Origin of the sequence: Methylocaldum szegediense (genome assembly GCF_949769195.1) — a bacterium.
GTDB classification, from domain to species: domain Bacteria; phylum Pseudomonadota; class Gammaproteobacteria; order Methylococcales; family Methylococcaceae; genus Methylocaldum; species Methylocaldum szegediense.
Window position 1 is genome coordinate 3,702,623 of the sequence record NZ_OX458333.1, and the last position, 23,699, is coordinate 3,726,321.

Annotated in this window: 21 protein-coding genes and 1 tRNA gene; 17 read left to right on the forward strand and 5 right to left on the reverse strand. The window is 55.5% G+C overall.

The window, feature by feature from the left end:
• Positions 1–105 precede the first annotated feature (105 nt).
• Both QEN43_RS16025 and QEN43_RS16030 read right to left on the reverse strand, forming a co-directional pair.
• On the reverse strand, positions 106–723 hold the full coding sequence (locus QEN43_RS16025) for a hypothetical protein (protein ID WP_026609349.1): 618 nt from the start codon (positions 721–723) through the stop codon (positions 106–108).
• A gap of 8 nt (positions 724–731) precedes the next feature.
• Positions 732–3,017, reverse strand: coding sequence for a penicillin-binding protein 1A (locus tag QEN43_RS16030; RefSeq protein WP_084161994.1), 2,286 nt, complete (start codon positions 3,015–3,017; stop codon positions 732–734).
• A 387-nt stretch (positions 3,018–3,404) separates the two neighbouring features.
• Here QEN43_RS16030 and QEN43_RS16035 point away from each other — a divergent pair, with 387 nt between their 5' ends.
• The 12 genes from QEN43_RS16035 (at position 3,405) to QEN43_RS16090 (ending at position 15,295) form a co-directional block, all read left to right on the forward strand.
• Complete coding sequence (locus tag QEN43_RS16035; protein WP_317963400.1) at positions 3,405–4,466, forward strand: pilus assembly protein PilM; 1,062 nt, start codon at positions 3,405–3,407, stop codon at positions 4,464–4,466.
• Positions 4,466–5,050 carry a PilN domain-containing protein gene (locus QEN43_RS16040; protein WP_036267884.1) on the forward strand — a complete coding sequence of 195 codons (585 nt, stop codon included), beginning with the start codon at positions 4,466–4,468 and terminating at the stop codon, positions 5,048–5,050. The genes QEN43_RS16035 and QEN43_RS16040 overlap by 1 nt, the downstream gene beginning before the upstream one ends.
• On the forward strand, positions 5,047–5,682 hold the full coding sequence (pilO, locus tag QEN43_RS16045; protein WP_026609351.1) for a type IV pilus inner membrane component PilO: 636 nt from the start codon (positions 5,047–5,049) through the stop codon (positions 5,680–5,682). The genes QEN43_RS16040 and pilO overlap by 4 nt, the downstream gene beginning before the upstream one ends.
• 11 nt (positions 5,683–5,693) lie before the next feature.
• Positions 5,694–6,260 carry a pilus assembly protein PilP gene (locus QEN43_RS16050; RefSeq protein ID WP_026609352.1) on the forward strand — a complete coding sequence of 189 codons (567 nt, stop codon included), beginning with the start codon at positions 5,694–5,696 and terminating at the stop codon, positions 6,258–6,260.
• A complete protein-coding gene (gene pilQ / locus QEN43_RS16055) occupies positions 6,257–8,491 on the forward strand; it encodes a type IV pilus secretin PilQ (protein WP_317963401.1) in 2,235 nt (744 codons plus the stop codon). The genes QEN43_RS16050 and pilQ overlap by 4 nt, the downstream gene beginning before the upstream one ends.
• Before the next feature lie 133 nt (positions 8,492–8,624).
• Positions 8,625–9,155, forward strand: coding sequence for a shikimate kinase AroK (aroK, locus tag QEN43_RS16060; protein ID WP_026609354.1), 531 nt, complete (start codon positions 8,625–8,627; stop codon positions 9,153–9,155).
• Positions 9,152–10,234 carry a 3-dehydroquinate synthase gene (gene aroB / locus QEN43_RS16065; RefSeq protein WP_026609355.1) on the forward strand — a complete coding sequence of 361 codons (1,083 nt, stop codon included), beginning with the start codon at positions 9,152–9,154 and terminating at the stop codon, positions 10,232–10,234. The genes aroK and aroB overlap by 4 nt, the downstream gene beginning before the upstream one ends.
• Positions 10,235–10,307: 73 nt before the next feature.
• Positions 10,308–11,813, forward strand: a complete 1,506-nt coding sequence (locus QEN43_RS16070; RefSeq protein ID WP_026609356.1) for an AAA family ATPase — start codon at positions 10,308–10,310, stop codon at positions 11,811–11,813.
• Between the two features lie 118 nt (positions 11,814–11,931).
• Positions 11,932–12,999 carry a uroporphyrinogen decarboxylase gene (hemE, locus tag QEN43_RS16075; protein ID WP_026609357.1) on the forward strand — a complete coding sequence of 356 codons (1,068 nt, stop codon included), beginning with the start codon at positions 11,932–11,934 and terminating at the stop codon, positions 12,997–12,999.
• A gap of 2 nt (positions 13,000–13,001) precedes the next feature.
• Complete coding sequence (locus QEN43_RS16080) at positions 13,002–13,565, forward strand: NUDIX domain-containing protein (protein WP_036267890.1); 564 nt, start codon at positions 13,002–13,004, stop codon at positions 13,563–13,565.
• A gap of 427 nt (positions 13,566–13,992) precedes the next feature.
• The gene (locus QEN43_RS16085; RefSeq protein ID WP_202901083.1) at positions 13,993–14,628 is read left to right on the forward strand and encodes a hypothetical protein; all 636 of its coding nucleotides are present in this window, start codon (positions 13,993–13,995) and stop codon (positions 14,626–14,628) included.
• 13 nt (positions 14,629–14,641) lie between these two features.
• Positions 14,642–15,295: a hypothetical protein gene (locus tag QEN43_RS16090; protein ID WP_026609360.1), complete on the forward strand. Its 654-nt coding sequence runs from the start codon at positions 14,642–14,644 to the stop codon at positions 15,293–15,295.
• Between the two features lie 50 nt (positions 15,296–15,345).
• Here QEN43_RS16090 and QEN43_RS16095 read toward each other — a convergent pair.
• Positions 15,346–15,432, reverse strand: a tRNA-Leu gene (locus QEN43_RS16095).
• Positions 15,433–15,514: 82 nt separating this feature from the next.
• Between QEN43_RS16095 and queA the strand changes: the two genes are divergently transcribed.
• The 5 genes from queA to QEN43_RS16120 all read left to right on the forward strand — a co-directional run bounded on the left by queA (position 15,515) and on the right by QEN43_RS16120 (position 20,414).
• On the forward strand, positions 15,515–16,549 hold the full coding sequence (gene queA, locus QEN43_RS16100; RefSeq protein ID WP_026609361.1) for a tRNA preQ1(34) S-adenosylmethionine ribosyltransferase-isomerase QueA: 1,035 nt from the start codon (positions 15,515–15,517) through the stop codon (positions 16,547–16,549).
• A 385-nt stretch (positions 16,550–16,934) separates the two neighbouring features.
• Complete coding sequence (locus QEN43_RS16105; RefSeq protein ID WP_026609362.1) at positions 16,935–17,357, forward strand: HIT domain-containing protein; 423 nt, start codon at positions 16,935–16,937, stop codon at positions 17,355–17,357.
• Between the two features lie 4 nt (positions 17,358–17,361).
• A complete protein-coding gene (locus tag QEN43_RS16110; RefSeq protein ID WP_051331457.1) occupies positions 17,362–17,616 on the forward strand; it encodes a YkgJ family cysteine cluster protein in 255 nt (84 codons plus the stop codon).
• Between the two features lie 66 nt (positions 17,617–17,682).
• Complete coding sequence (locus tag QEN43_RS16115) at positions 17,683–19,251, forward strand: FAD-dependent oxidoreductase (protein WP_026609364.1); 1,569 nt, start codon at positions 17,683–17,685, stop codon at positions 19,249–19,251.
• A 29-nt stretch (positions 19,252–19,280) separates the two neighbouring features.
• Positions 19,281–20,414: a polysaccharide pyruvyl transferase family protein gene (locus QEN43_RS16120; protein WP_026609365.1), complete on the forward strand. Its 1,134-nt coding sequence runs from the start codon at positions 19,281–19,283 to the stop codon at positions 20,412–20,414.
• Between the two features lie 143 nt (positions 20,415–20,557).
• Here the strand turns inward: QEN43_RS16120 and QEN43_RS16125 are convergent, their stop codons facing one another.
• Together QEN43_RS16125 and QEN43_RS16130 are read right to left on the reverse strand one after the other, a co-directional pair.
• On the reverse strand, positions 20,558–21,460 hold the full coding sequence (locus QEN43_RS16125; RefSeq protein ID WP_268870457.1) for an ATP-binding protein: 903 nt from the start codon (positions 21,458–21,460) through the stop codon (positions 20,558–20,560).
• Positions 21,457–23,205: a DEAD/DEAH box helicase gene (locus tag QEN43_RS16130; RefSeq protein WP_026609367.1), complete on the reverse strand. Its 1,749-nt coding sequence runs from the start codon at positions 23,203–23,205 to the stop codon at positions 21,457–21,459. The genes QEN43_RS16125 and QEN43_RS16130 overlap by 4 nt, the downstream gene beginning before the upstream one ends.
• Positions 23,206–23,699: the final 494 nt, after the last annotated feature.

Below are 23,699 nucleotides of genomic sequence, written 5' to 3' on the forward strand. Positions count from 1 at the left end.
AAATGACAATAAGCAAGGACCGGCCCTCGCGGTTTAACATCGCCCGTTTGGGAATGGAAGCGAAATCGGCTGGACGGGAGGGTTCGGTCTGCTCGCACTATTCGCTTATGTACCAAGCCGAAGCTTGGACGGTGAGCTGCCGTTAATCAATTTTTCGACATCGTGCAGCGAGCCGCCGGGTACAGCCTTTTCCTTCCGGTTGATCCGTTGCCCTTTTAATTCCGGCGGCAGTACAGCCAGTTCAACGCGGACGCCGTCGACATAAAAGTCCAGTGCCGGACAAGTCACGCCTCGCCGATGCCCTAGATTGAACGAAAAGGATCGTTCCCTGAACGGGATGCCGACCTCGATCAGTTTCTTGATGATCTCTTCCGGGGTTTCGGGATACACATACAAAACAATAGGGCTGTACTTGCTGGCACTGCCGTCCAAGACAGCGCCGACCAAGCGCGGCGAAAATTCTTCCAAGAAACGCATGGCCTCCAATGCGAGCCTTCGCAGTCGGGTAATGTGTTGTGGCTGCGTATCCGCCCGGTAGAGTCGAAGATATTCTTCTAGCGCCTGGTCGATTTCCTCGTTACGGGGAAGGCTGCGCGAGTTCGTTATCCCAAGACGGGCCGCAGCCTTATTTTTTGCCGGAAGATAATCATTTATACCTTCCTCTGCGATGATTCGTGCGGCCTCGTAGGCGATCAATCGTCGGGCTCTGTCTTTTGCGGACATGGCGGAGGTCAAAATAGCGATTCGATCGGTTTGTCGGTCGTGACGCTCGGGACTGTTGGCTCCAGTGGTCGCGGTTGTTCCTCGTCTGCGATAGACTCTGATGGAGGAGGCGCGCTCACGCGCGGCGCGGCGTAGTAGCGGGGCACTCTCCCAGAAGGAAAGACCTCAAACACTGCATTGGGGCTCCCGGGCAAGGCTAGCATCCCGGTGCTCGGATCCATGCGAGCGATTGTCAGTCCGCTTGGAAGTGGGAAAGTTTGCTCGGGTACGTCTTTGAGTGCTTCTCGCATGAAGTGGATCCACATGGGAAGTGCGGCTTTGCCCCCGGTTTCGCCTTTCCCTAAGGATTTTGAGGAATCGAATCCAATCCAGGCGACGGCGGTCAGGGAAGGAACGTAACCGTTGAACCACGCGTCCTTGTAATCATTTGTCGTACCGGTTTTGCCGGCGACATCATTGCGCCCCAGTTCCATAGCGCGGACCGCGGTTCCGGTTCGCACCACATCTTGCAGCATAGAATTCATCATGTAGTGGACCTGAGCCGACAGTATGCGGGGTGCAAAGTTCGTCTGGTGATCATCGGCGTCACTGCAATTTGCGCAAGCGATTTGCGGAGTGGCTTGAAAGACCATGCCACCCGCTTCGGTTTCTATGCGTTCGATGAAATAGGGCTCGACGCGAAAACCGCCGTTAGCGAAAACCGCGTAGGCCTGTGCCATTCGAAGAGGCGTCGCGGTGCCGCTGCCCAGGGCTAGCGGAAGGGATCGCGGCAGTTCTTCGGGTTGGAAACCGAAGCGCCGCGCCATATCGATCGCTTTCGTAAGGCCGATGCTCTGAAGTAGGCGGATGGACACGAGGTTCCGAGATTTGGCCAAGGCTACCCGAAGCCGCGTGGGGCCATAAAATCGACCCGAGTAATTCTGCGGACGCCAAAATCCGCCTTCCTGCGAGGGGTCGGAAAAAACGACCGGCGCGTCATTGACTACGCTCGCCGGAGTATATCCTTGGGCCAAGGCCGCCGAGTAAAGTACGGGCTTAAAACCGGAACCCGGTTGTCTTTGAGCTTGGGTTGCTCTGTTGAATTTGCTGATCGCGAAATCATATCCGCCCGCCAGCGCGACCACGGCGCCGCTGGTCGGATCCAAGGCGACCAAGGCACCCTCGACTTGTGGAATCTGGCTGAGTTTCCAATGGCCGTCGCCGTCCTTGCGAAGTCTGATGAGGTCGCCGGCCTTGAGTATTTCTTTGGCGCTTCGCGGAAAAGGGCCTTGTGCGTTTTCGGAAATATATCGGCGTGCCCATTTGAGACCATCCCAGTCGAGTACGATTTGTTGTTGATGGCCGAGATAAACGTCCGCGGAAGTTTCGTTGACAGCCAGGACTAATCCTGGCACCGTCTCCCCGGTTTTCGGGATGCTGGACAACTGCCTGTCCCAGTACTCGCGGCGCTTTTCTTTCTTTAAGTCTATTCGCTGTGTTACACCTCGAAATCCGTGGCGTTCGTCGTACTCGTGCAGCGCAAGGCGCAATGCCTTGTCGGCGGCCCTTTGTAAACGGCTGTCGATAGTAGTGTAAATTCGGAAACCGTTGGTATACGCAGCTTCGCCATACTGGCGATACATCTCGTTGCGGATCAATTCCGCGACATAAGGAGCGTTTAATTCGATGGGGGTGGTGTGAAGCTTTGCGGTGACCGGTCGCTCGATTGCTTCCTGATAAGTTTGATCATCGATATATCCCAGTTTCCGCATCTGCTTAAGAACGTAGTTTCGCCGCTCCACGGCCCGTTGCGGATTGGTTATCGGATTGAAAGCGGAGGGGGCCTTCGGTAAACCAGCAATCATCGCGATCTCGTCTACCTCGAGCTCATTTATCTTCTTGCCATAGTAGACCTGACTCGCGGCAACGACGCCATACGCATGATGACCGAAGTAGATCTTGTTTAAGTACAGCTCCAAGATCTGCTCCTTTGTCAATTCCGATTCGATTTTGACTGCAAGCACAATTTCCTTGAGTTTGCGATAGAAAGTCTTTTCGCTGCTCAAGAAGAAATTGCGAGCGACTTGCATCGTGATGGTGCTGCCGCCTTGCTTTTTCTTTCCCGTCCGAAGGAAGGAGAACGTCGCTCGCATCAAGCCGACGTAGTCCACACCACGGTGCTTGAAGAAACGATTGTCCTCGGCGGCCAGGAAAGCCTGAATGACCCTGCTCGGGACTTCGGAAAAGGAGACCGGGCTCCGCTTCATTTCGCCGTATTGAGCCATCAGCAAGCCGTCTTTGCTGTAGATGCTCATGGGGGTTTGGTATCGAGCATCGCGCAGAACCTCCGTGTTCGGGAGTTGCGGTGCAATGAAGCGATAAAGCAAAAACGCGGCTAAAACTAAACTCGCAAATCCGCCAAGCAGGAAGAGAAAGATTAGTTTGATAAGGCTCGCGGAACGGGAGCGTGCTTGACCTCGATTGTTGCGGGTTCTCACTCGACCATCAAAAAAGCTGTTTTTCCGGCTGTAGCTATCGAACGATCATGAGCTGCGCGTCGCTCGGCTGACCGATAGCGGGGGTCTCATGGGCAAACTTCCAATCCCTACTATACTACATGACAGCGTTTAGCGGGTGACGAGAAACGGCATTGGGACTCGGTACCGCCCGCGTGAAGTCAAAGCGAGCTTGGGACGTTATCGATGTTTTTTTTGTACCGCAAGAGACCGCCGCTGCTTGGAATCGACATTAGTACTGCGGCCGTAAAGCTGCTGGAACTAACAAAAGACGGACAGCGTTTTCGGGTGGAAAGCTATGCCGTCGCACCGTTGCCGCCAGACGCGGTGATCGACAAAAACATCGCGAAGGTCGAAATCATCGCAAACGTCATCAAAACGCTTGTCAAGCAGTCGGGCACGCGACTCAAACATGCTGCCGTTGCCGTACCGAGCTCGTCGGTCATCACCAAGACCATCTCTATGCCCGCTTCCTTGAGTGAAGATGAGCTTGAGGCCCAGATCGAACTGGAGGCAGATCAGTACATCCCATACTCGTTGGATGAGGTGAGCCTCGACTTCGAGGTGCAGGGCAGGACCGAGAAAAATCCCGATATGGTCGATGTTCTACTGGTGGCTTCCCGAAAGGAGAATGTGGAAGACCGGGTCGCCGCACTAGAGATGGCTGGACTCAAGGCAGAGATCGTCGATGTGGAGTCGTACGCACTGGAGAATGCCTGCAATCTGATCCTGGATCAGTGGCCCGGCTACACCCCTGAGCAGACTATCGCTGTAGCCGATGTGGGCTCGACTATGACGACCCTGAACGTGATTCATAACCGCCGAATCATCTATACACGCGAACAGGGGTTCGGCGGCAAGCAGCTGACGGAGGAAATCCAGCGCCGGTATGGGCTTTCATACGAGGAAGCCGGTTTGGCAAAGAAACATGGGGGGCTGCCAGACAATTACTTGCTCGAAGTGCTGGAACCATTCAAACAGGCCATGGCCCAGCAAATCGGGCGCTCGCTGCAATTTTTCCTTGCTTCGAGTTCACACCGGACTGTCGACGGTTTGGTGTTAGCAGGCGGATGCGCTTCGATACAGGAAATTGATCGCTTCGTGGAAGGCGTTCTGGGTATTCCCACGGTCACTGCGAATCCGTTTGTCAACATGCATCTTGCGCCGCGCGTTAAACCACAAAGCTTGAACAATGATGCTCCGGCGTTGATGACGGCCTGTGGGCTGGCTTTGAGGAGTTTGGACTAATGGCTCGGATCAACCTACTTCCTTGGCGAACGGAACTCCGTAAACAAAGGCAAAAAGAATTCATCGCAATCACTTTAGCCGCGTTGCTATCGACGGGCGCCTTATGGTGCTTTGTGCACTACTTCATCGGCAGCATGATCGACTATCAGACCCAGCGGAATAAGTACTTGGAGTCCGAGATCGCGTTGCTCGATAAAAAAATCAAGGAAATCGAGGAATTGGAAACCAAGAAAAAGCGACTCATCGCCAAGATGGAGGTTATCCAGAGATTGCAAGCGAGCCGGCCCGAGATCGTCCATCTGTTCGATGAGTTGGCGCGGACCATCCCCGAGGGTGTTTATCTGACGGACCTGACTCAGCTTGAAAACAATCTGACGATGAATGGAATAGCTCAGTCCAATGCCCGAGTTTCCGCATACATGAGGAATCTCGAGTCTTCGCCTTGGATGCAGGATCCTCTGTTAAACATCATCGAGACCAAACAGGATGCCAACGATAGCCGCAAAGCGCGCAGCAATCGTTTTACGCTTCAGGTCAAGCAGGGAAGCGACAAAGCAGACAAGCAGGAGAAGAAGCCGTCATGAACCTTTCCGAAATCAACTGGGACTTAGAAAACGCCGGCGCCTGGCCGCTGCCGATCAAGGCCGCAATTATTGCCCTCCTGTGCTTCATTCTGAGTGGCCTTTGGTACTACCTGGATACGCAGGACCAAATGGCGCTGCTCGAAACGGAAGAAAGGAAGGAGCTGGAGCTGAAGACCAAATTTGAGCAACGCCAACAAAAGGCCGCCAATTTAGAGGAATACAAGGCGCAAATGGCGGAGATAGAAAAAAGTTTCGGCGATTTACTCAGACAACTACCCGATAAGACTCAAGTTCCAGAGCTTTTAGTAGACGTTTCTCAAACTGGACTCGCGGCAGGCTTGGAGTTCGAGCTTTTCAAGCCGGGTGCTGAAATCGCCAAAGAGTTCTACGCGGAGTTACCTATCGAGATCCGCGTAATAGGTGATTACATGGAGTTCGGAGCGTTTGTCAGCGGATTGGCATCTTTACCGCGCATTGTAACGATCCATAACGTAAAGATTGAACCGCACAAGAAGGATGAGAGAGCGAAGAAAACGGCTAAGAATCCTTTGGTCATGAGTGCGCTGGTCAGGACTTATCGCTACCTGGATGAGGGAGCCGTGCCGGCGAGCCAAATCAAAAAGTCACGATGAAGAAAAACGCTATGGGTAGGCAGTTGAATTTTTCGATACCGCCGTATCGTTCGCGGCTCCTCGTTTCTTGGCTGATCATTTTCGGATTGACGGGCTGCGCGGGCGACGATTTGGCCGATCTCAAACACTATGTCGAAGAAGTCAAGGCGCGGCCGAAAGGGTCAGTCGAGCCTCTGCCGGAATTCAAGGCGGTTGAGCCCTTTGTCTTCAATCCGGAAGATTTGCGCAATCCTTTCATCATTGATGATAAATCCGAACAGACCGAGGACGCGAGGATCAGCAGCAGTATTCGACCGGACACCAATCGCCCTAAGGAAGAACTGGAATCCTACGAATTGGACACGCTGCGTATGGTCGGGACGGTCGATAAGCAAGGCGTACTCTGGGGCTTGGTGAAAGCCGCCGATGGGACGATACACCGAGTACGCACTGGTAATTACATGGGAAAGAATTTCGGCAAGGTCGTCAGCATTAAAGAAAACGTGATCGAGTTGGTAGAAATCGTATCCGACAGTCCTGGAGTATGGCGCGAACGTAAGGCAGCTCTCGATTTGGCGGAAGTGGGGGGAAACAAATGAAAACGACACGAAGTATAGGTATTGCCCCGACCGTATGGCAGCGATACATGAAAGCGGTAGGCTTCATTTTGGCCGGGTTGTTTTTGCATCTTTCCGCCAGTCGAGCGGAAGGACTCGTTCTCGAATCAGTGGACTTCTCGATCTTGCCTGGAGACAACTTGCAACTGCTGCTGGGTTTGAACGGACCAGCGAACGAGCCGAGAATTTTCCATACGGAAAATCCTGCCCGCATAGCGCTGGATTTGCCTGGTGTGACGAATGGCCTGAAACAGAAGACAGTGCCCATCAACGTAGGTGCCGCTCAAAGCGTTCAAGCGGTGGAAGCGGCGGGTCGTACCCGGGTCGTCATCAATTTGACTGATATGATGCCCTACACCAGTCGAGTGGATGGCAACAATATTCTGATCACGTTACAAAGTGGTACGGCGCCGATCGCTGCAGCAAACGCCACATCCGCGAGTCCACGTTTTAGCGATCGGCCATTCGGCGGAGGAGATCGGCGTATCGAAAATATCGATTTCCGCCGAGGAGAAAGAGGCGAAGGCCGGCTTCTGGTGACGCTGAGCGACCCAAAATCCTTAGTGGACATTCACGAAGAGGGGCAGAAAGTCGTCATCCGATTTGCCAATACCCGGCTTCCCGCTCAGTTGCAACGCAGACTCGACGTTATGGATTTCGCCACGCCTGTCCGTTCGGTCGATGCCACGGTAGAAGGTGCTCACACACGTATGGTTGTGGCGACGGTTTCCGACGAATACGACTATTCCTCTTATCAGACCGACAACATTTTGACGGTGGAATTCCGTCCGTTAACCAAAGCGGAAAAGGAAGAGATCAAGAAGAAGGACTTCGCGTACTCCGGTGAGAAGCTAACGCTGAACTTCCAAGATATTCCGGTGCGCTCTGTTCTTCAGATTCTGGCGGATTTTACCAATCTGAACATCGTCGCCAGCGATACGGTTCAGGGCAATGTCACGCTTCGGCTCAATGATGTCCCATGGGATCAGGCATTGGACCTGGTTCTCAAATCCAAGGGATTGGGCAAGCGGCAAGAAGGTAACATTATCCGCGTCGCGCCGCTTGAGGAAATCAACAAGCAGGAGAAAGAGGAGCTCGAAGCGCAGAAGGTGGTAGAAGATCTCGAACCACTACGGACGGAAATTATCCAGATCAATTACACGACGGCCGAGGACATCAAGAAAGTTTTGATCGGCACTACGGAACGCATCAGCCAATTGACAACACAGCCAGGAGGTATTAGCGGTGGATCCGGTTCTACGTCGGTGTCGACACTCGATGTCAGTCAATCGGTATTGTCCGGCCGGGGTAACGTAACCGTCGATCCACGGACCAACCAACTGATCGTGAAGGATACGCCGCGCAATTTGGAACGGGTGCGCGAGCTCGTCCGTCAACTGGACAAGCCGGTTCGGCAGGTGCTGATCGAGTCTCGGATCGTCATTGCGAGAAACGATTTTCTGAGGGATTTAGGCAGTCGGCTTCAGCTCAACAGATTAGTTAAAGGGAGAGGTGCCGATTCCTTTTCTTCGAGTGCCGGATCCGAGGGTGTAATCTTCCAACAGCCGGCCTCGGGAGGGGAAAAGTCGACCAACGTCGACGTGTTGGTCGACCTTGCGGCGAAAGGCGCGGCGACCGCCGCGACCGGTGGCGCAAGTGCGCTCGGCTTCACCCTCATCAAGGCAGGCGACTATTTGCTCGATCTTGAGTTATCCGCCGCTCAGCGTGAGGGACGCAGCGAGACGGTGTCCAACCCCCGGCTGATCACCTCGGATCAGACCAAGGCGGTGATCAGGCAGGGTGTTGAAATTCCTTACCAGACGACTGTCGTAGCGGGCGGGGGTGCTTCGGCGAACATCACCTTCAAGCAGGCCGTGCTCGAGTTGAACGTGACACCGCATATCACACCAGACGATCAGGTGTTGATGGAGCTCTTGATCAGGAAGGACGAACAAGGCCAGCAAACGCCGATCGGCCCGGCGATTGATAAGCGCGAGATTGAAACGACCGCCCAAGTTTCGAACGGGGAAACTGTAGTTTTGGGTGGGGTTTACGAGGGGTTGAATCGTAACAATACGGACAAAGTGCCGTTTTTCGGCGATCTGCCGGGAATCGGCTACATGTTCCGCAGAAATAGCGTGGAAGATACGAAGCGAGAGTTGCTCGTTTTCATCACGCCGAAGATCCTCAAACAAGATCTCGCTTTTCGCTGATTTCGGCGGGAAGTGAAATACAAAGGCGCCGCCCCGAACGGGCGGCGCCTTTTGTTTTTGGGCCGGAGCCTACGCCACGCCCGGTATTATCTAGACGCATGGTATGATGACCCGATTTCGCACCTCCTGCAGCATGAGACAGACGCAGAATATCTATTTGATCGGCCCTATGGGAGCGGGCAAGACGACCATCGGACGGTTGTTAGCTAAAGCCCTGAACGTTCGTTTCGTCGACAGCGATCGGGAGATCGAGCAGCGCACAGGCGTCTGTATTCCCATGATTTTCGAATACGAGGGAGAGGAAGGGTTTAGGCGGCGAGAGGCGGAAGTTCTGGCGGAGTTGTGTTGTGAGGAGGGCGTGGTGTTGGCTACGGGGGGCGGATCGATTTTACTGCCGAGGAATAGAGAGATACTGCGGGAGCGGGGGTTTATCGTTTATTTGAAATGTTCGGTCGAAAAGCAGCTCGAAAGAACTCACAAGGATTCCAATCGGCCTCTCCTCCAGACTGAGAACCCGCGCCAGCGGTTACAGGAATTGTTGCGGATACGGGAGCCGCTCTATCGCGCCTTGGCCGATTTTATCGTGGATACCGGGACGCACTCCAGCCGCAGCGCCGTCCGTCAGATCTTAAAAGCCTATAACCGAGCGAACGCCAAGTCATGAAAACCTTAACCGTTAATCTGGGCGAACGCAGCTATCCGATTTACATCGGTTCGCGAATTTTGGAGTCCGATGAGCTTTTGGCTAGGCATCTGACTTCCAGTCAGGTCATGGTTATTACCAACGAAACCGTGGCTCCCCTCTATTTGGAGCGAGTCAAGCAGAGGCTGACAGGCAAGGAGACTGCCGAAGTGATTTTGCCAGACGGTGAATCCTACAAGAGTATCGAGTCGGCAATGATCATCTTCGATAGGCTGCTCGCCGGAAAAATCAGCCGAGACGCATCTCTCATTGCACTAGGCGGCGGCGTCATTGGCGACCTGGTCGGTTTTACTGCCGCATGCTATCAACGGGGCGTACCGTTCATTCAAATTCCGACGACTTTGCTGGCCCAGGTCGATTCTTCCGTAGGCGGTAAGACCGCGGTCAATCATCCGCGCGGCAAGAATATGATCGGGGCTTTTTATCAACCGCAATGCGTTTTGGCCGATACCTCGACTCTTGATACGCTGGCTGACCGGGAGCTGAGCGCCGGTTTGGCTGAGGTGATCAAGTACGGGCTTATTCGCGACCTTGAATTCTTCGAGTGGCTGGAAGCCAATTTGGAGAGGCTTCTGGCTCGCGATGCGGAGGCTCTGGCCTACGCCATCGAGCGATCCTGCCTCAATAAGGCGGAGGTCGTAGCCGAGGACGAGCGGGAATCGGGGTTACGGGCGATTCTGAACCTGGGGCATACATTCGGACATGCCATCGAAACCGGGATGGGGTATGGAACTTATCTCCACGGCGAAGCGGTCGCTATCGGTATCTGTCAGGCCGCGGATCTCTCCAGACGGCTCGGTTGGCTGGATGCCGACAGTGTCGAACGCATCGTTTCGCTGCTCGCGCGGGCGCGGTTGCCGGTGACACCGCCGACGGATCTGGATGCGGATCGCTATTTGGACTTGATGGCCGTCGACAAGAAGAACGTTGCAGGTAAACTGCGAATGATCTTGCTGGAGAGAATTGGCCGGGCTACCTTGCCGATGGCTGTGGATCCGGAGTTGCTTCGCGCCACCTTGAATGAATATGGCCGCCGCTGAGTTGTCATCGTCTGCCAGTGGTCGTGAGGCCGCCGACAGCAGCCAGTCCTTGCCGCTACTATCCGCGATACGCATGCAAAAGTTCGATCTGCTTTTGCATTTGTCGGTCAACCTGGCTCAGCCCATCGTCGTTTGCGGGCCGGAAGGCATCGGCAAGACAACCTTCCTGCGTCTCCTGGAGACTCGCTTATCGCCGTTCGCAGTGGTTGCCTATTTGGCGTCGGGGCCGAATATGGGTTACCTGCGTGTTTTGGACGAACTGTCACGCGCCTTGAATCGGGACCGACCGGGATTGGTTTCTGCGGGGGCGGATTTGGCTGATCTACTGGACGCTTACGCCAAGGAACGCCGAAGCCTCGTGCTGCTGCTTGATGATGCCGGCAGGCTCGTGCCTGGGGCGCTCGGTACGTTATGGCAGTTCGCGAGTCAGCATCCGGCCTTGCGTGTGGTGCTGGCAATGCGCACCGATGAGGCGGCGCAAAAGTCGGGGCTCGATAAATCGGCTCTCGCCGACGCATTCACGCTGGAAATCCCCGCCCTTTCCGAAGACGATTGCGTACTGTTTGCGCGTCAATTGAGAACAACGTGGCCTGAGGCGGCAACCGGGCGACACAGTGCGGAATCCTTGGCAAAACGGTTGTACGCCGAGAGCGGTGGGATTCCAAGCAAGCTGATCGAGATTCTGGAATCCTCTCATCATTCGACAAGCACGGCGGCTTCGGCCAGATGGTTTATCGCCACGGGCCTATCGGCTGGCGCGGTGTGTGCAGTGTTCCTGATATTCGCACTGCGATCTTCTGTGTCGGAAAAGTCGGTTCCAAGCAGCCCGGTGTTCGACGACGCCGCTACGTCTCGGAGCTCGGAACAAGCCGGAATCGTCGAGACATTGAATCCTGCGAAGTCGCTGATAGATACCCAATCTTTTCCGCAGCGTTCGCCGTTAGCCGATAACGAAAAGACGGAGACGCCTCCGATCTCCGAAACTGCCGCGCCGAACATGATGCCCCCGTCCCAAGTGGAGGGGAATGAAGATCAAAAGCCGAGGGAAGCGGTCGGCGGGGACGAACCGTCGACACCGCCGATTTCGGAAGAGCCGAAGAGTATACCGGAAGAGCAGCCGGAGATTGCGCGGAAACACTCCGTGCCAACCGACTCGGTACGCGAAGCCCAGACGCACATGCGGCCACCCATTGAACAAGAGAGCGCGCGTTCGAAATTGTCGGAAAGCGTGGCGGATGGTCTAAAAGGTACCGAATGGCTGATGCGTCAAAACCCTGATGCCTATACCTTACAGATTGTCGCCGTGTCCCGATTGAGTTCGTTGCTGAAACTGGCCGAGCAATTTCCGCCGGGTAGTCAACTGGCCAGTTTTCGTTCGCGCAAAGGAAACGCTGAGCTTTATCCGCTTTTTTTCGGTATTTTTCCATCGCTGTCGGCGGCCAAAGAAGCGGCGGCGAATCTTCCCGTATCGCTCGGGCAGCCTTTACCTAGACAGTTGAAATCCGTTCACCAGGAAATTCGGCGCATGATGCCGCGGCAAGCAGGGCCGAGCATATCGGCCGATTCCCCGACCCGCTGAAGCGGTCGAATAGGCTCTTATTCCGAAGTGCTACCTATGCCGTTGAAGCTTTTTCCCAACCGGCGATTCTTGCTAAACGCTGTAATCCGACCTTTATGCCATTGAGTTGCGTGATGCCATGAATGCACCTACAAACGATTGCCTAATCCGTGCACTGTTGAGACAACCCACCGAAAGAACGCCGGTTTGGATGATGCGCCAAGCGGGCCGCTATCTGCCAGAATATCGTCATGTTCGTGAACGGGCCGGCAGTTTCATGACACTGTGCAGCACGCCCGAACTGGCTTGTGAGGTCACGTTGCAGCCTCTCGCGCGCTTTCGTCTCGATGCCGCCATACTTTTTTCCGATATTCTGACGGTGCCGGATGCCATGGGTTTGGGGCTGGAGTTCGTCGAAGGCGAGGGTCCCCGTTTTAGAAACCCGGTTCGCAGCGCGGCCGATGTGCGCCGGTTGTCGGTACCCGATCCGGAATCCGATTTGCGCTATGTCATGGATGCTGTTCGCCTGATTCAGCAAAATCTAGCTGGAAGCGTTCCTCTTATCGGGTTTTCGGGCAGCCCCTGGACGTTGGCCACTTACATGGTCGAGGGCGGGGGCGGGCAAGAGTTTCGCCGAGTCAAGGGATTGATGTATGAACAACCCGCCGTTCTCCACGAACTTCTTGAAAAGTTGGCCGATGCGGTAGCGCTTTATCTCAATGCCCAGATTGCCGCAGGCGTCGATGTAGTCATGTTGTTCGACACCTGGGGCGGGATTTTGCCGGCGGCGCATTACGAAGAATTCTCCCTGGCTTATGCAAAACGCGCACTCGACAAGCTGAATCGGCGTCACGGCGAAAAAACCATTCCGACGATCTTCTTTACTAAGGGTGGCGGGCAGTGGCTGGAAGCCATGGCGGAAACGGGCTTCGATGCTTTGGGTCTGGACTGGACCACACCCATCGGAGAGGCTCGCCGGCGAGTGGGACACAAGGTGGCGCTGCAAGGCAATTTGGATCCGATGGCTTTGTATGCACCGATCGAAACCATCCGCACCGAAGTAAAGCGGATTTTGGAGCAGTATGGTCATGGAGGCGGGCATGTATTCAACCTGGGCCACGGCATATTGCCTGATGTCGATCCCGAGCACGCCAAGGCCATGATTGAGGCTGTACATGAATTCAGTCCCGCGTTTCACGGACCTTAACTATGTCCGAACACAACCCTTGGAAACTGATTCGCCGCCGGATGGTTTACGAGAATCCCTGGATTCGCCTCGACGAAGACGAGGTGATTAATCCGTCCGGCGGTTTGAGCCTCTATGGCAGAATCCATTTTAAGAATCAGGCTATCGGCATCATACCGATAGATGCTGAAGGCAATACCTGGTTGGTCGGCCAGTATCGCTACGTTCCCGATGCCTATTTTTGGGAGATCCCCATGGGCGGCTCTCCTGAAGGCGAAGATATTCTCGAGACCGCGAAACGCGAACTTAAGGAAGAAACCGGTTTGACGGCCAAGGATTGGACGCTTTTCATGCACTTGCATACCACGAACTCGGTCACCGACGAGGAAGGTTATGTCTTCCTTGCGGAAGGATTGTTGGAGGGTGATCCGGACTTCGAAGAAACCGAGGCGATTACCATCAAGAAGCTGCCTTTGACGGAAGCGGTGCGTATGGTGATGGAAGGAGAAATCACCGACTCGATCAGCGCCGCCGGTCTGTTAAAACTCGCCTACGTTAGAAATTTGTTTCCTCCCGCCCACCGTTAAAGCATTCTCATATTGCGGGTACGGGCGAATACACTCGCTCGCTCGGCGCACCGCAGGCGAAGGAATTTGCTTGCTACGCCGCAGTAAATGCCGGAGGAAAATGCTTTTGCCAACCGCCTGCCGAACAGCAAATCGCCGTTAAATCGGCGGTTTATTGTGATAAATTGGTCCAAATCCTGCATGTGATCGATTAAGGGTACCGGACTGGATTGAGAAGTAATGCTCCGAGTAAACGATAGCCACTCGAACCACGGCCTCATCATCGACGTCCAATTGTTGACTTGTTTTTTCTCCCAGTGAACCGGAGATGTGGCCTGTCCGACAGTTGGTATACTCGGGGAGAATTTTTTACGATCGGCTTGTGATATTACCCATGCAAATCGGTCACTTTGTCAGGTAGATCTTCACTTCTTGGGAGAGGTTAGACATGATGGCGCCTGAGAACCTCGACGCGAACTTGATTACGGATGTAAACGTCCAGGAATATTTCAGGGAATCGGTAACAACGGCTTTATCGAATCAGAAAGTCGATGCCGGGGAGGATACCGTTTACTACATCGTCAATTTGCTCGCTTATTTTACCGAGGCGGACAAATTGTTTACCCAGACCGCCGAGGGTGTGATCTTGCAACCGTTGGCCCTGATCTACGCAGAAGCGTTGGAAGCGGCAAGCTTGGAAGAACGGCATCAAATCCTGCGCCGGCTAGGAGACGTGGCACTCCTGATATCGGGTCTGTTTTCTTCCAGCCTCAATCGTAAGCTCGTCGACGTCGACTATTACATCGCGATGGGAGGCACTGCGTACGGCTATCTATCCGATTTGAACCGTGGTACCGTAAGGGGCAAGGCGCTCTGCGCGATTTTCGGCGAGCTTTCCGAGAAATTTCAGTTGTTCGTGGATGTCCTTTCAGAGGTCGGCGAAAGATCCTCGATAGGTTCGTGCACGGATATTATGCGGCTTTACGAGATTTGGCTCCGAACCGGTAGCAAGCGTGCAGCCGAAAAATTGAGGAAACTGGGTATAGAACCGGCCCACGGCTCGGTCAGCCGCCGGCACAATTGATGGAGGCGCTGTCATGCGCCTGAATGCCCTACAGAAGCTGCTGGAGCGTATCTATCGCGTCGAGGTGGGGCTCGACGTGGAAGATTTCCTAATTACCGCCCCGGAGCTTGCCCGACAGCTGGACACGAGCATTAATCCGCGCGAGAGCAAAGAGAAGCTCTTGGTCTCGCAGCAAGGCGACCAGCTGGACCTTGCCCTGTTTCTGGATGCCTCGGTAATGGCTCGCCTATCCGAGGATGATCCCCTGGTCAGTCTTCATTCCGAGAATTTCGTCGACTTCCTCTTAGCTGTGGAAGGCGTTAGCCACTTCCTTTATCTCATTTGGAATGCAGGCGTCGAGCGGGGCGTGACCTTGTTGGAACTGGAGATGCAGGCCGAGGTGGACAAATTCGTAACGGCCACGTCGCTTTGGAAGCATCAAGGCCGGAATCTCGTGTCCTCAGAGCTTCGGTATTGTTTGTTCGAAGCGCCGGCTTACGATGCGGCATTGGATCGGGTCCAACGCCAGCGCTACGAAGACGCCAATCATTATGCAGGCAAGTATTGCCTTAGATTGGAGAATCGTTATCTGAAGACCGCGAGGGCCGGTGCGATGATGGAAGAACTCCGCCGATTCTATCGACTTACGCAAGGCGAAAAGATCCGGCTGATCGATTCAGCCGCTTGACCTGCTAAAAGAAGAGGGCGTGCGATGACTCACAAGCCCTTTTTATTCGATGGTGCCGAGGGCGAGAATCGAACTCGCACTTGGTTTCCCAAACCAGATTTTGAGTCTGGCGCGTCTACCAGTTCCGCCACCTCGGCGTGAAAGCAGGCGAATTATAAAGAAACTTCTTTTGAAAAGCCACATACTGCGCTTTCGGTTCTCGCTTGATACTATCCACCGATGCGCAAGAGTGATTTCTTTTTTGAACTTCCCGGCGATCTAATCGCCCAGCATCCTCTGCCCGAGCGGAGCGCCAGTCGGTTGTTGTGTTTGGATGGAACGACCGGCGAAATTGGCGATCACATGTTTATCGAGTTGCCGGAATTGCTCCAGCCGGGTGATCTTTTGGTATTCAACGACACCAAAGTAATGCCGGCGCGTTTGTTCGGCCGCAAAGCGTCCGGCGGGCGAGTAGAGATCTTGATCGAGCGAGTGCTCGAACCGGATACCGCTACGGCCCATGTGCGTGCGAGCAAGGCTCCGAAAGCAGGTAGCGAAATTTTATTGGACGGCGGTTTTCGCTGCGTGGTTCAAGGCCGGCAGGACGATCTGTTCGTGTTGGCGATTCTGGATGGTCGAACCGTCGATGAAGTCTTGAACACGGTAGGCCATATCCCTCTGCCGCCCTATATCGACCGCCCGGATTCGATGGCCGACTGGGAGCGTTATCAAACGGTGTACGCGAAGGAACCCGGTGCCGTGGCGGCACCTACCGCCGGTCTCCATTTCGATGAAGCGATGTTGGCGCGTCTAGCGGCGAAAGGTGTCGAGCGGGCTTTCGTCACGCTGCACGTGGGGAGCGGAACGTTTCAGCCTTTGCGTGTAGACGACCTCGATCAGCACATCATGCATTCGGAGTATTGCGAAGTCGACACGGAAGTAGTGGAAAAAGTCGACGACGTTCGACGCCGCGGAGGGCGGGTGATCGCTGTCGGAACGACCGTGGTGCGGACCCTGGAGTCGGCTTCTTCGGAAGGCACGCTCGTGCCATACAAAGGTGAAACCAATTTGTTCATTCGTCCAGGGTTCCGTTTTCGCTGCGTCGATGCCATGGTTACCAATTTTCATCTTCCAGAGTCTACTTTGTTGACTCTGGTGTGTGCTTTCGCGGGCCATGCGGAGGTCTTAGCGGCGTATCGGCACGCGGTGGCGCGCAAATACCGGTTTTTCAGTTATGGCGACGCGATGTTTGTCACGCGCAAGCCGCAGGGCTAGTCGATAGGATTCGATTATCGATCTACATGTGTAACAGAATGGTCGCCAAGACATCCGATGTTCTGAAACCGTTCAACCCCGGGCGGATTTTTGTTACCGATCGCGTTGGGGTTGAACATTGTCGGTTTTACGCTATGCGACGAATGGATGAACAGTGATTTACCCGAGCGCGAGGTTCTGGACCGTTTCGCCTGAACATCTCGCTCAAATCATTGGGTAGCCATAGTGCTTCTGATGATGGTGCTATGCGATGTCGGCTATCTGTGGCGGTTGAGCAGTTACTTTCCTTACTTGGTTTTCGGCGTTTCGGTCATGATCCGCTGGGTCAGGTGCGTGTACGGTACCGATATCCGACAACCTCAAATCGGTATCGATTGAATTCGTTATGTTCGAATTACACCCTCGCTTGTCGCAGGATTGCATCCAATTGGGCCGTTTTCCCTTGTGTCGGGTTTTGTTGATGAACGAAAGCCGGTACCCGTGGTTTATTCTGGTCCCTGAGCGGGAAAATATCGTCGAGATTCATCAGTTGACGGACGAGGATCAAGTTCAGCTCATACGGGAGTCATCCCATTTCGCCGGCGTTCTCGCGGAACTGTTCCGTGCGGACAAAATGAATATTGCCGCGATCGGCAACCTGGTCCCTCAACTCCATCTTCATCACGTGGTGCGCTACCGGAACGATCCGGCCTGGCCCGGTCCGATCTGGGGACGTTTCGACCCTAAGCCTTATGATGAGCGCGCCGTCATAGACGTCAAGGAAAAACTCAAGTACTCGCCCTTACGCGATTTTTCTTTTTTCGATTAGGGCTATGGAATGCCGGCCCGGTTGTGGCGCGTGTTGTATCGCCATATCGATTTCCAGTCCGATGCCCGGAATGCCGGAAGGCAAGCCGGCAGGCGTTCGCTGCCCGCATCTGACCGATGATCTGCGTTGTGCCATTTTCGGACAGGCCGGCCGTCCCGCTTGCTGTGCGGGCCTGCAACCTTCTCGAGACATGTGCGGCGACAGCCGGGAAGAGGCTTTCGCTTTTCTGACTTGGCTGGAAAAGGCGACGCTTCCGTAGCGGACGGATCCGAACTCGCGCCGTTCGCGCCAGTCAATATTCAAGGAGTGAAAGGAGGAGACAAAGGTGGAGGTGATTCGCACGGATGTGGCAATCATCGGTGGAGGACTAGGAGCTTGTGCGGCGGCCCTGGGCGCCGCGCGTGTGGGATACCGGGTCGTTCTTACCGAGGAAACGCACTGGATCGGCGGTCAGTTGACGAATCAGGCGGTTCCGCCGGATGAGCACCCATGGATCGAGGAGTTCGGGGCGACGGCCAGCTATAGGGCGTTGCGGGAAGGTATTCGCCAATATTACCGTGACCATCTTCCGCTCACGCCGGTGGCACGGGCGTCGAAACATCTCAATCCGGGCAACGGCTGGGTCAGCCGCCTTTGTCATGATCCGCGCGTCGCTGTCGCCGTTCTCCATCAGATGATGGCTCCGTATCAGCTCAGCGGCAAGATGTTCATAATGCACCCCCACCGTCCGATTGACGCATGGACGCATGGTGATCGAGTGACTGGAGTGGTCGTTAGAGGGCTGGAATCCGGACGCGACACCCTGATAGAAGCCTCTTTTTTCATCGATGCGACGCCGCAGGGCGAATTGCTTGATCTCGCAGGTGTGGAGCATGTCATAGGGGCGGAGTCACAGGCCGAAACCGGGGAGCCTCATGCATCCGAAGTGGCCGATCCCAAGGACCAGCAGGCGATTACGGTTTGTTTTGCCATGGAGTATCTTCCGGGCGAAGATCATACGATCGACAAGCCGCGGCAATATGAGCTTTGGCGAGATTATCACCCTCCGAATTGGCCGGGGCCCTTGCTCGGATGGACGACGAGTCACCCGGAAACGCACGAGCCGTTGACGCGTTTTCTGTTCGAAGCCGAGGACGGACGGCCGTGGTGGCACTTCCGTCGAATTCTGGACATCACCAACTTCGAGCATGGCTTCGCGCCGAGCGACATCAGCGTGGTTAATTGGCCCCAGAACGATTATTGGTTCGGTCCCGTTTGCGGCGTGGACGAAGTGGAACAGGCACGCAATCTGGAAGCCGCGCGGCAGCTCAGTCTCAGTTTGCTCTATTGGCTTCAAACGGAAGCTCCGCGACCGGATGGAGGAGTCGGGTATCCTGGGCTTCACCTTCGCCGGGACGTGGTCGGTGGAACTGTTGACGGACTAGCGCCGGCACCTTACATCCGGGAATCCAGGCGCATCCGGGCCGAGTTCACGGTGCTCGAGCAGCACATCGCATACCCGCTCCGACCGAAGGGCCCTGAGTTTTTCCCCGATTCGGTCGGTATCGGCTGCTACCGGATCGATCTTCACCCACGCACCAGCGGTGCCGGTTATCTGGACCTCGGCTGCTGGCCTTTTCAGATTCCGCTTGGGTCGCTGCTGCCGGTACGGGTCGAAAACCTCTTGCCGGGTGGCAAGAATCTGGGCGTGACGCACATCACGAACGGCGCTTACCGGGTTCATCATGTCGAATGGAATGTCGGTGAAGCGGCTGGACTGCTCGCAGCGTTTTGTTTGAATCGCAGGGTTTTGCCGCGAGCCGTAAGGAACCGCAAGGCGCTGTTGGACGACTTCCAGTCCTTGCTCCGGCAGCAGGGAATTGCGCTTTCCTGGCCGTCGCTCACTCCGCTGTAGGCTCTTTGGTTGACATTAGAGGCTTTCCAATGGAACAGCAAACTCGATTGTTTCGGATCGGCATCTCGGGATCCTACGGCGGGATGAATCTCGGTGACGAAGCCATTCTGGATGGCATCGTGAGCCAGTTGCGCCAGTCTGTCTCGGCCGAAATCACGGTTTTTTCGCGGAACCCCGAGGATACATTGAACCGGCACGATGTCGACCGCGCCGTTCCGGTCCGCAGCCTGACCCGGAAAGAGATCAGTCCCGAAATCGAGCGACTCGATTTGTTCATCCTTGGCGGCGGAGGCATTCTTTACGACCGGGACGCCGAGACTTATTTGAGGGAAGTCTTTCTCGCGCATGAGTTCGGGGTACCCGTGGTCGTTTATGCGGTGAGCGCCGGTCCACTCACTTATCCGAGCTCGCGTAGCGCCGTGCGCGAGGCTTTGAACGATGCCGCCATCATCACGGTGCGGGATCGGCAAGGCTATCGTTTGCTCGAGGACGTCGGGATCGACCGCGAGATTCATCTGACCGCTGATCCCGCTCTACTCATCCATCCCGATCCGCTTCCCATCGATGCTCTCAAATCGGAAGGGGTCGAGTTTGAACGCCATCTCGTCGGTTTTTCGGTCAGAGAGCCGGGCCCCGCGGCTCCTGATCTCGATCCCGAGCATTATTACGCGCTGCTCGCCAATACGGCGGATTTCATGGTGGATCGGCTCGATGCCGACGTGGTTTTCGTACCGATGGAAAGGACTGATGTCCAGCACAGCCACGCGGTAGTAGCGCACATGCAGAATTCAGAACGGGCGGAGGTTCTGCGACGGAAATACTCTGCTCAGCAAACCCTTGGTTTGTTGGGATGTTTCGAGTTCGCGGTGGGTATGCGACTTCATTTTTTGATTTTTGCCGCCCTTCAGGGAACGCCTTTCGTCGCGCTTCCGTATGCATCCAAAGTCCTGGGTTTTCTCGAGGATTTGGAGATGGAAACACCGCCGTTAGGGGGAGTCGGGATCGGTCAGCTCATTGCCAGGATAGACCGTTCCTGGGACACACGCGAGGAAATTCGCGAAAAGATAAGACAACGTCTTCCCGCACTCCAATCTCGCGCACGAGAAACGAATCAGTTTGTGACGAGACTGCTGATGGCTTCAAATGATTTATCAGGCCGGTAAATACCGTCCTGATATCTACGGGCCACCACCCAGGCCGGTGTACACGCCCGGCCTGGGCTCACGTGGCTGGTCGCCGCACCGGGGCATCCCAGTCCCGGGTTAATAGCCCTTTCGGAGTCGAAGTATTTCGAGTCGGTCTTGGATTATCCGCCGCTCGAGTGGGTATCGAGCCGCGTGCGCCCACTCCAGTCCTTCGCGAATTGCCAGGCAACCCGTCCGCTACGGGAACCGCGCTGAAGCGCGAAACGAAGGGCTTCCGTACGCACGGTTTCCCAGTCGTTCAAGGGCGTTTGCAGCTTTTCCAACCAATACCGAACGATGCTCAGGTATTGATCCTGGCTGAACGGGTAAAAGGACAGCCATAAGCCGAAGCGTTCCGAGAGGGATATTTTTTCCTCGACTGCCTCGCTCTGGTGGATTTCCCCCTCGATCTGGCGTGCCATAAGGTTTTCCTCGTGATATTCGGGTAGCAGATGGCGCCGGTTAGAGGTGGCGTAGATCAACACATTCGTGGGCGGTGCGCTAAGCGAGCCCTCCAGTGTGGATTTCAGAGCCTTGTAACCGGGGTCGTCCGCCTCGAACGAAAGGTCGTCGCTGAACAGTATGAATTTCTCCGGACGCGGATAGACTAGATCCAGAATGTCGGGTAGTTCCACCAGATGCTGGCGGTCGACCTCGATGACCCGTAAACCTTCGGAAGCGTACTCGTTGAGTAGAGCCTTAATGAGCGAGGATTTGCCGGTTCCCTTGGAGCCCCAGAGCAAGACATTATTGGCGGGAAATCCTTTGATGAACTGCCGGGTATTGCGATCCAGTTCGCACTTTTGGCGGTCGACGCACAGGATGTCGTTCAGCCTCAACCGGTGTGGGTGTCGGATCGGCTGCAATGGATTGGTATGACCGGCGCCGCGCCAGCGGAAGGCGATGGCGTCTTGCCAATCGGGTTCCGCGGCTTCAGGGGGAATCCGTCTTTCCAGGCGCTCAAGCAATTCGGATGCTTTGGCGATCAGTTGTGCAAGTGCGTCCATAGCTGAAGGAACGTTCAAAGTTGATTCGTCGGGCGGCGTTGTGCCGCAGATTTATTCTCACTCGAAGCCTTTGGTCTTCCTAATTTACCTGACTTACCTGCTTCGGCCGTGGTGGATTTTCTGTGCGGTTTCCGACCGCTATTGTCGAGCAATTGTAGATTGAGGCGCTGGTTTTTGACCCAGGTTTTTTTGAGCAGCCTGAAGAAATCGTCCGGGAGATCGGCCGGAAGCTCCACCGTGCTGTAGGCATCGAACAGTTTGATCTGGCCGATCAGCCTGGGGGAAAGGCCGGTTTCGTTGGCGATGGCGCCGACGATGTCTTTGGGCTGTACGCCGTGTTCCCGACCTACGGCGAGGCTGTAGCGCAGCAATCCGCTCTCCGGGCGTGTCTTTTCCCGCGAGCGTTCGCGAGCGTGTCCCGGAACCGGCGGTTCGGGCTCTTCGAGCGCTTGCAGCGGGCGCTCCCGGTGCATGAGATAGGCGAGGGCGGCGGCAATGTCGGTGGCATCACCGATGCCTTCGGCGACAAATTTATCCACTAGATCGCGATAGAAACTCACATCCTGGTCGTCCAGGGCTTGAACTAATTGCGCCTTGAGCTGCTCGATACGGCGGTCGGCGATATCCTGCAGCGTGGGCAGGCGCATCTGCTGTATCGATTGGCGGGTCGTTTGTTCAATGGTACGCAACATACGCCTCTCACGCGGAGCCACGAACAGGATAGCCTTGCCTTTACGCCCGGCGCGTCCGGTGCGCCCGATACGGTGGATATAGGCCTCGCTGTCGTAGGGGATATCGTAATTCACGACGTGGGTGACGCGTTCCACGTCCAGACCGCGAGCGGCAACGTCGGTCGCCACGACGATATCCAGGGTACCCTTCCTGAGGCGATCGATGACTTTTTCGCGCAAACCCTGGCTCATGTCGCCGTTCAAGGCGGCGGCTTCGTGCCCGCGGGCTTCCAGTTTCTCGGCCAGCTCCACCGTTTCGGTCTTGGTACGTACGAAGATGATCATGGCGTCGAAGTCTTCCGTGTCGAGAATTCGGGTCAGGGCTTCGAGCTTTTGCACGCCCGAAACCAGCCAGTATCTCTGGTTGATGGCGTCGACGGTGGCGGTTTTCGCCTTGATTTTTACTTCTACCGCATTGTTGAGGTGACGGTTCGCGATCTTCCGGATGACCTCCGGCATGGTGGCTGAAAACAGCGCGATCTGCCGGTGCGGCGGAGTCTGTTCCAAGATCCATTCGACATCTTCGATGAAGCCCATGCGCAGCATCTCGTCGGCTTCGTCGAGGACCAGGGTGGTCAAGTGGTTCAACGACAGGGTTCCGCGGCGAAGATGATCCATCACCCTGCCCGGCGTGCCGACGACGACGTGCACGCCCCGGGCAAGTTGCCGCAATTGGGAACCCATGCCTTGGCCGCCGTAAACGGGCAGGATGTGAAAGCCATCGAGGTGGCGGGCATAGGTTTGAAAGGCTTCGGCAACCTGAATGGCGAGTTCGCGGGTTGGGGCGAGCACCAGGGCCTGGGGTACGCGCCGGGACAGATCGATTCTCGTCAGTACGGGAATCGCGAAGGCCGCGGTTTTACCGGTGCCGGTCTGCGCCTGGCCCAGCAAATCCTTCCCCTCCAGGAGATGCGGGATGCTTTGGGCTTGAATGGGCGATGGGGCTTCGTAACCGATTTCTCGGAGCGCCCGCAGGACGGGTTGGGCGATGGCCAATTGTTCGAAGGAGGATATTGAGGTGGATGATGTCATGTGTTCGATGGAGTCCGTGTAGGAGATGATCGGCGGACGACGCGGTGGCTTGTCGTAACCGGTGTTTTCACTTGAAAGAGCGTAGATATTAAGCTTGGCGGTTTTCCTATATGTAATACCTCGCCGCGGGAAACGTATCGGTTCTGCTGATGGACGAATTAGCCGACTGCAAGAGACCTCGGGACCGACGCGGAATCGATCATTCGGCGCTTCTACGCAAAGGGGTTCTTCGACGGCTCGGTTTTCCGGTGAAACCGAAGTCGAGGTCAAGAAAAATCGGAATGTGAGTCGATGCGGTGAATCGTCTTGCGATGCGTTTTCCCTGTATTGCCGTTTGCCAACGTTGGACGTCGACTCAGCCTTACTGGCGGGATTCGGTTAGCTGTTACCCACCATTCGAGGCAATTCCGGCAGAACGTTTCCGGTGCCGCCCAGCCTCATCGAGTCCCGTCGGCACCAACGGCTGGCGGCGGACCGAGCCGCCGCCATAAATC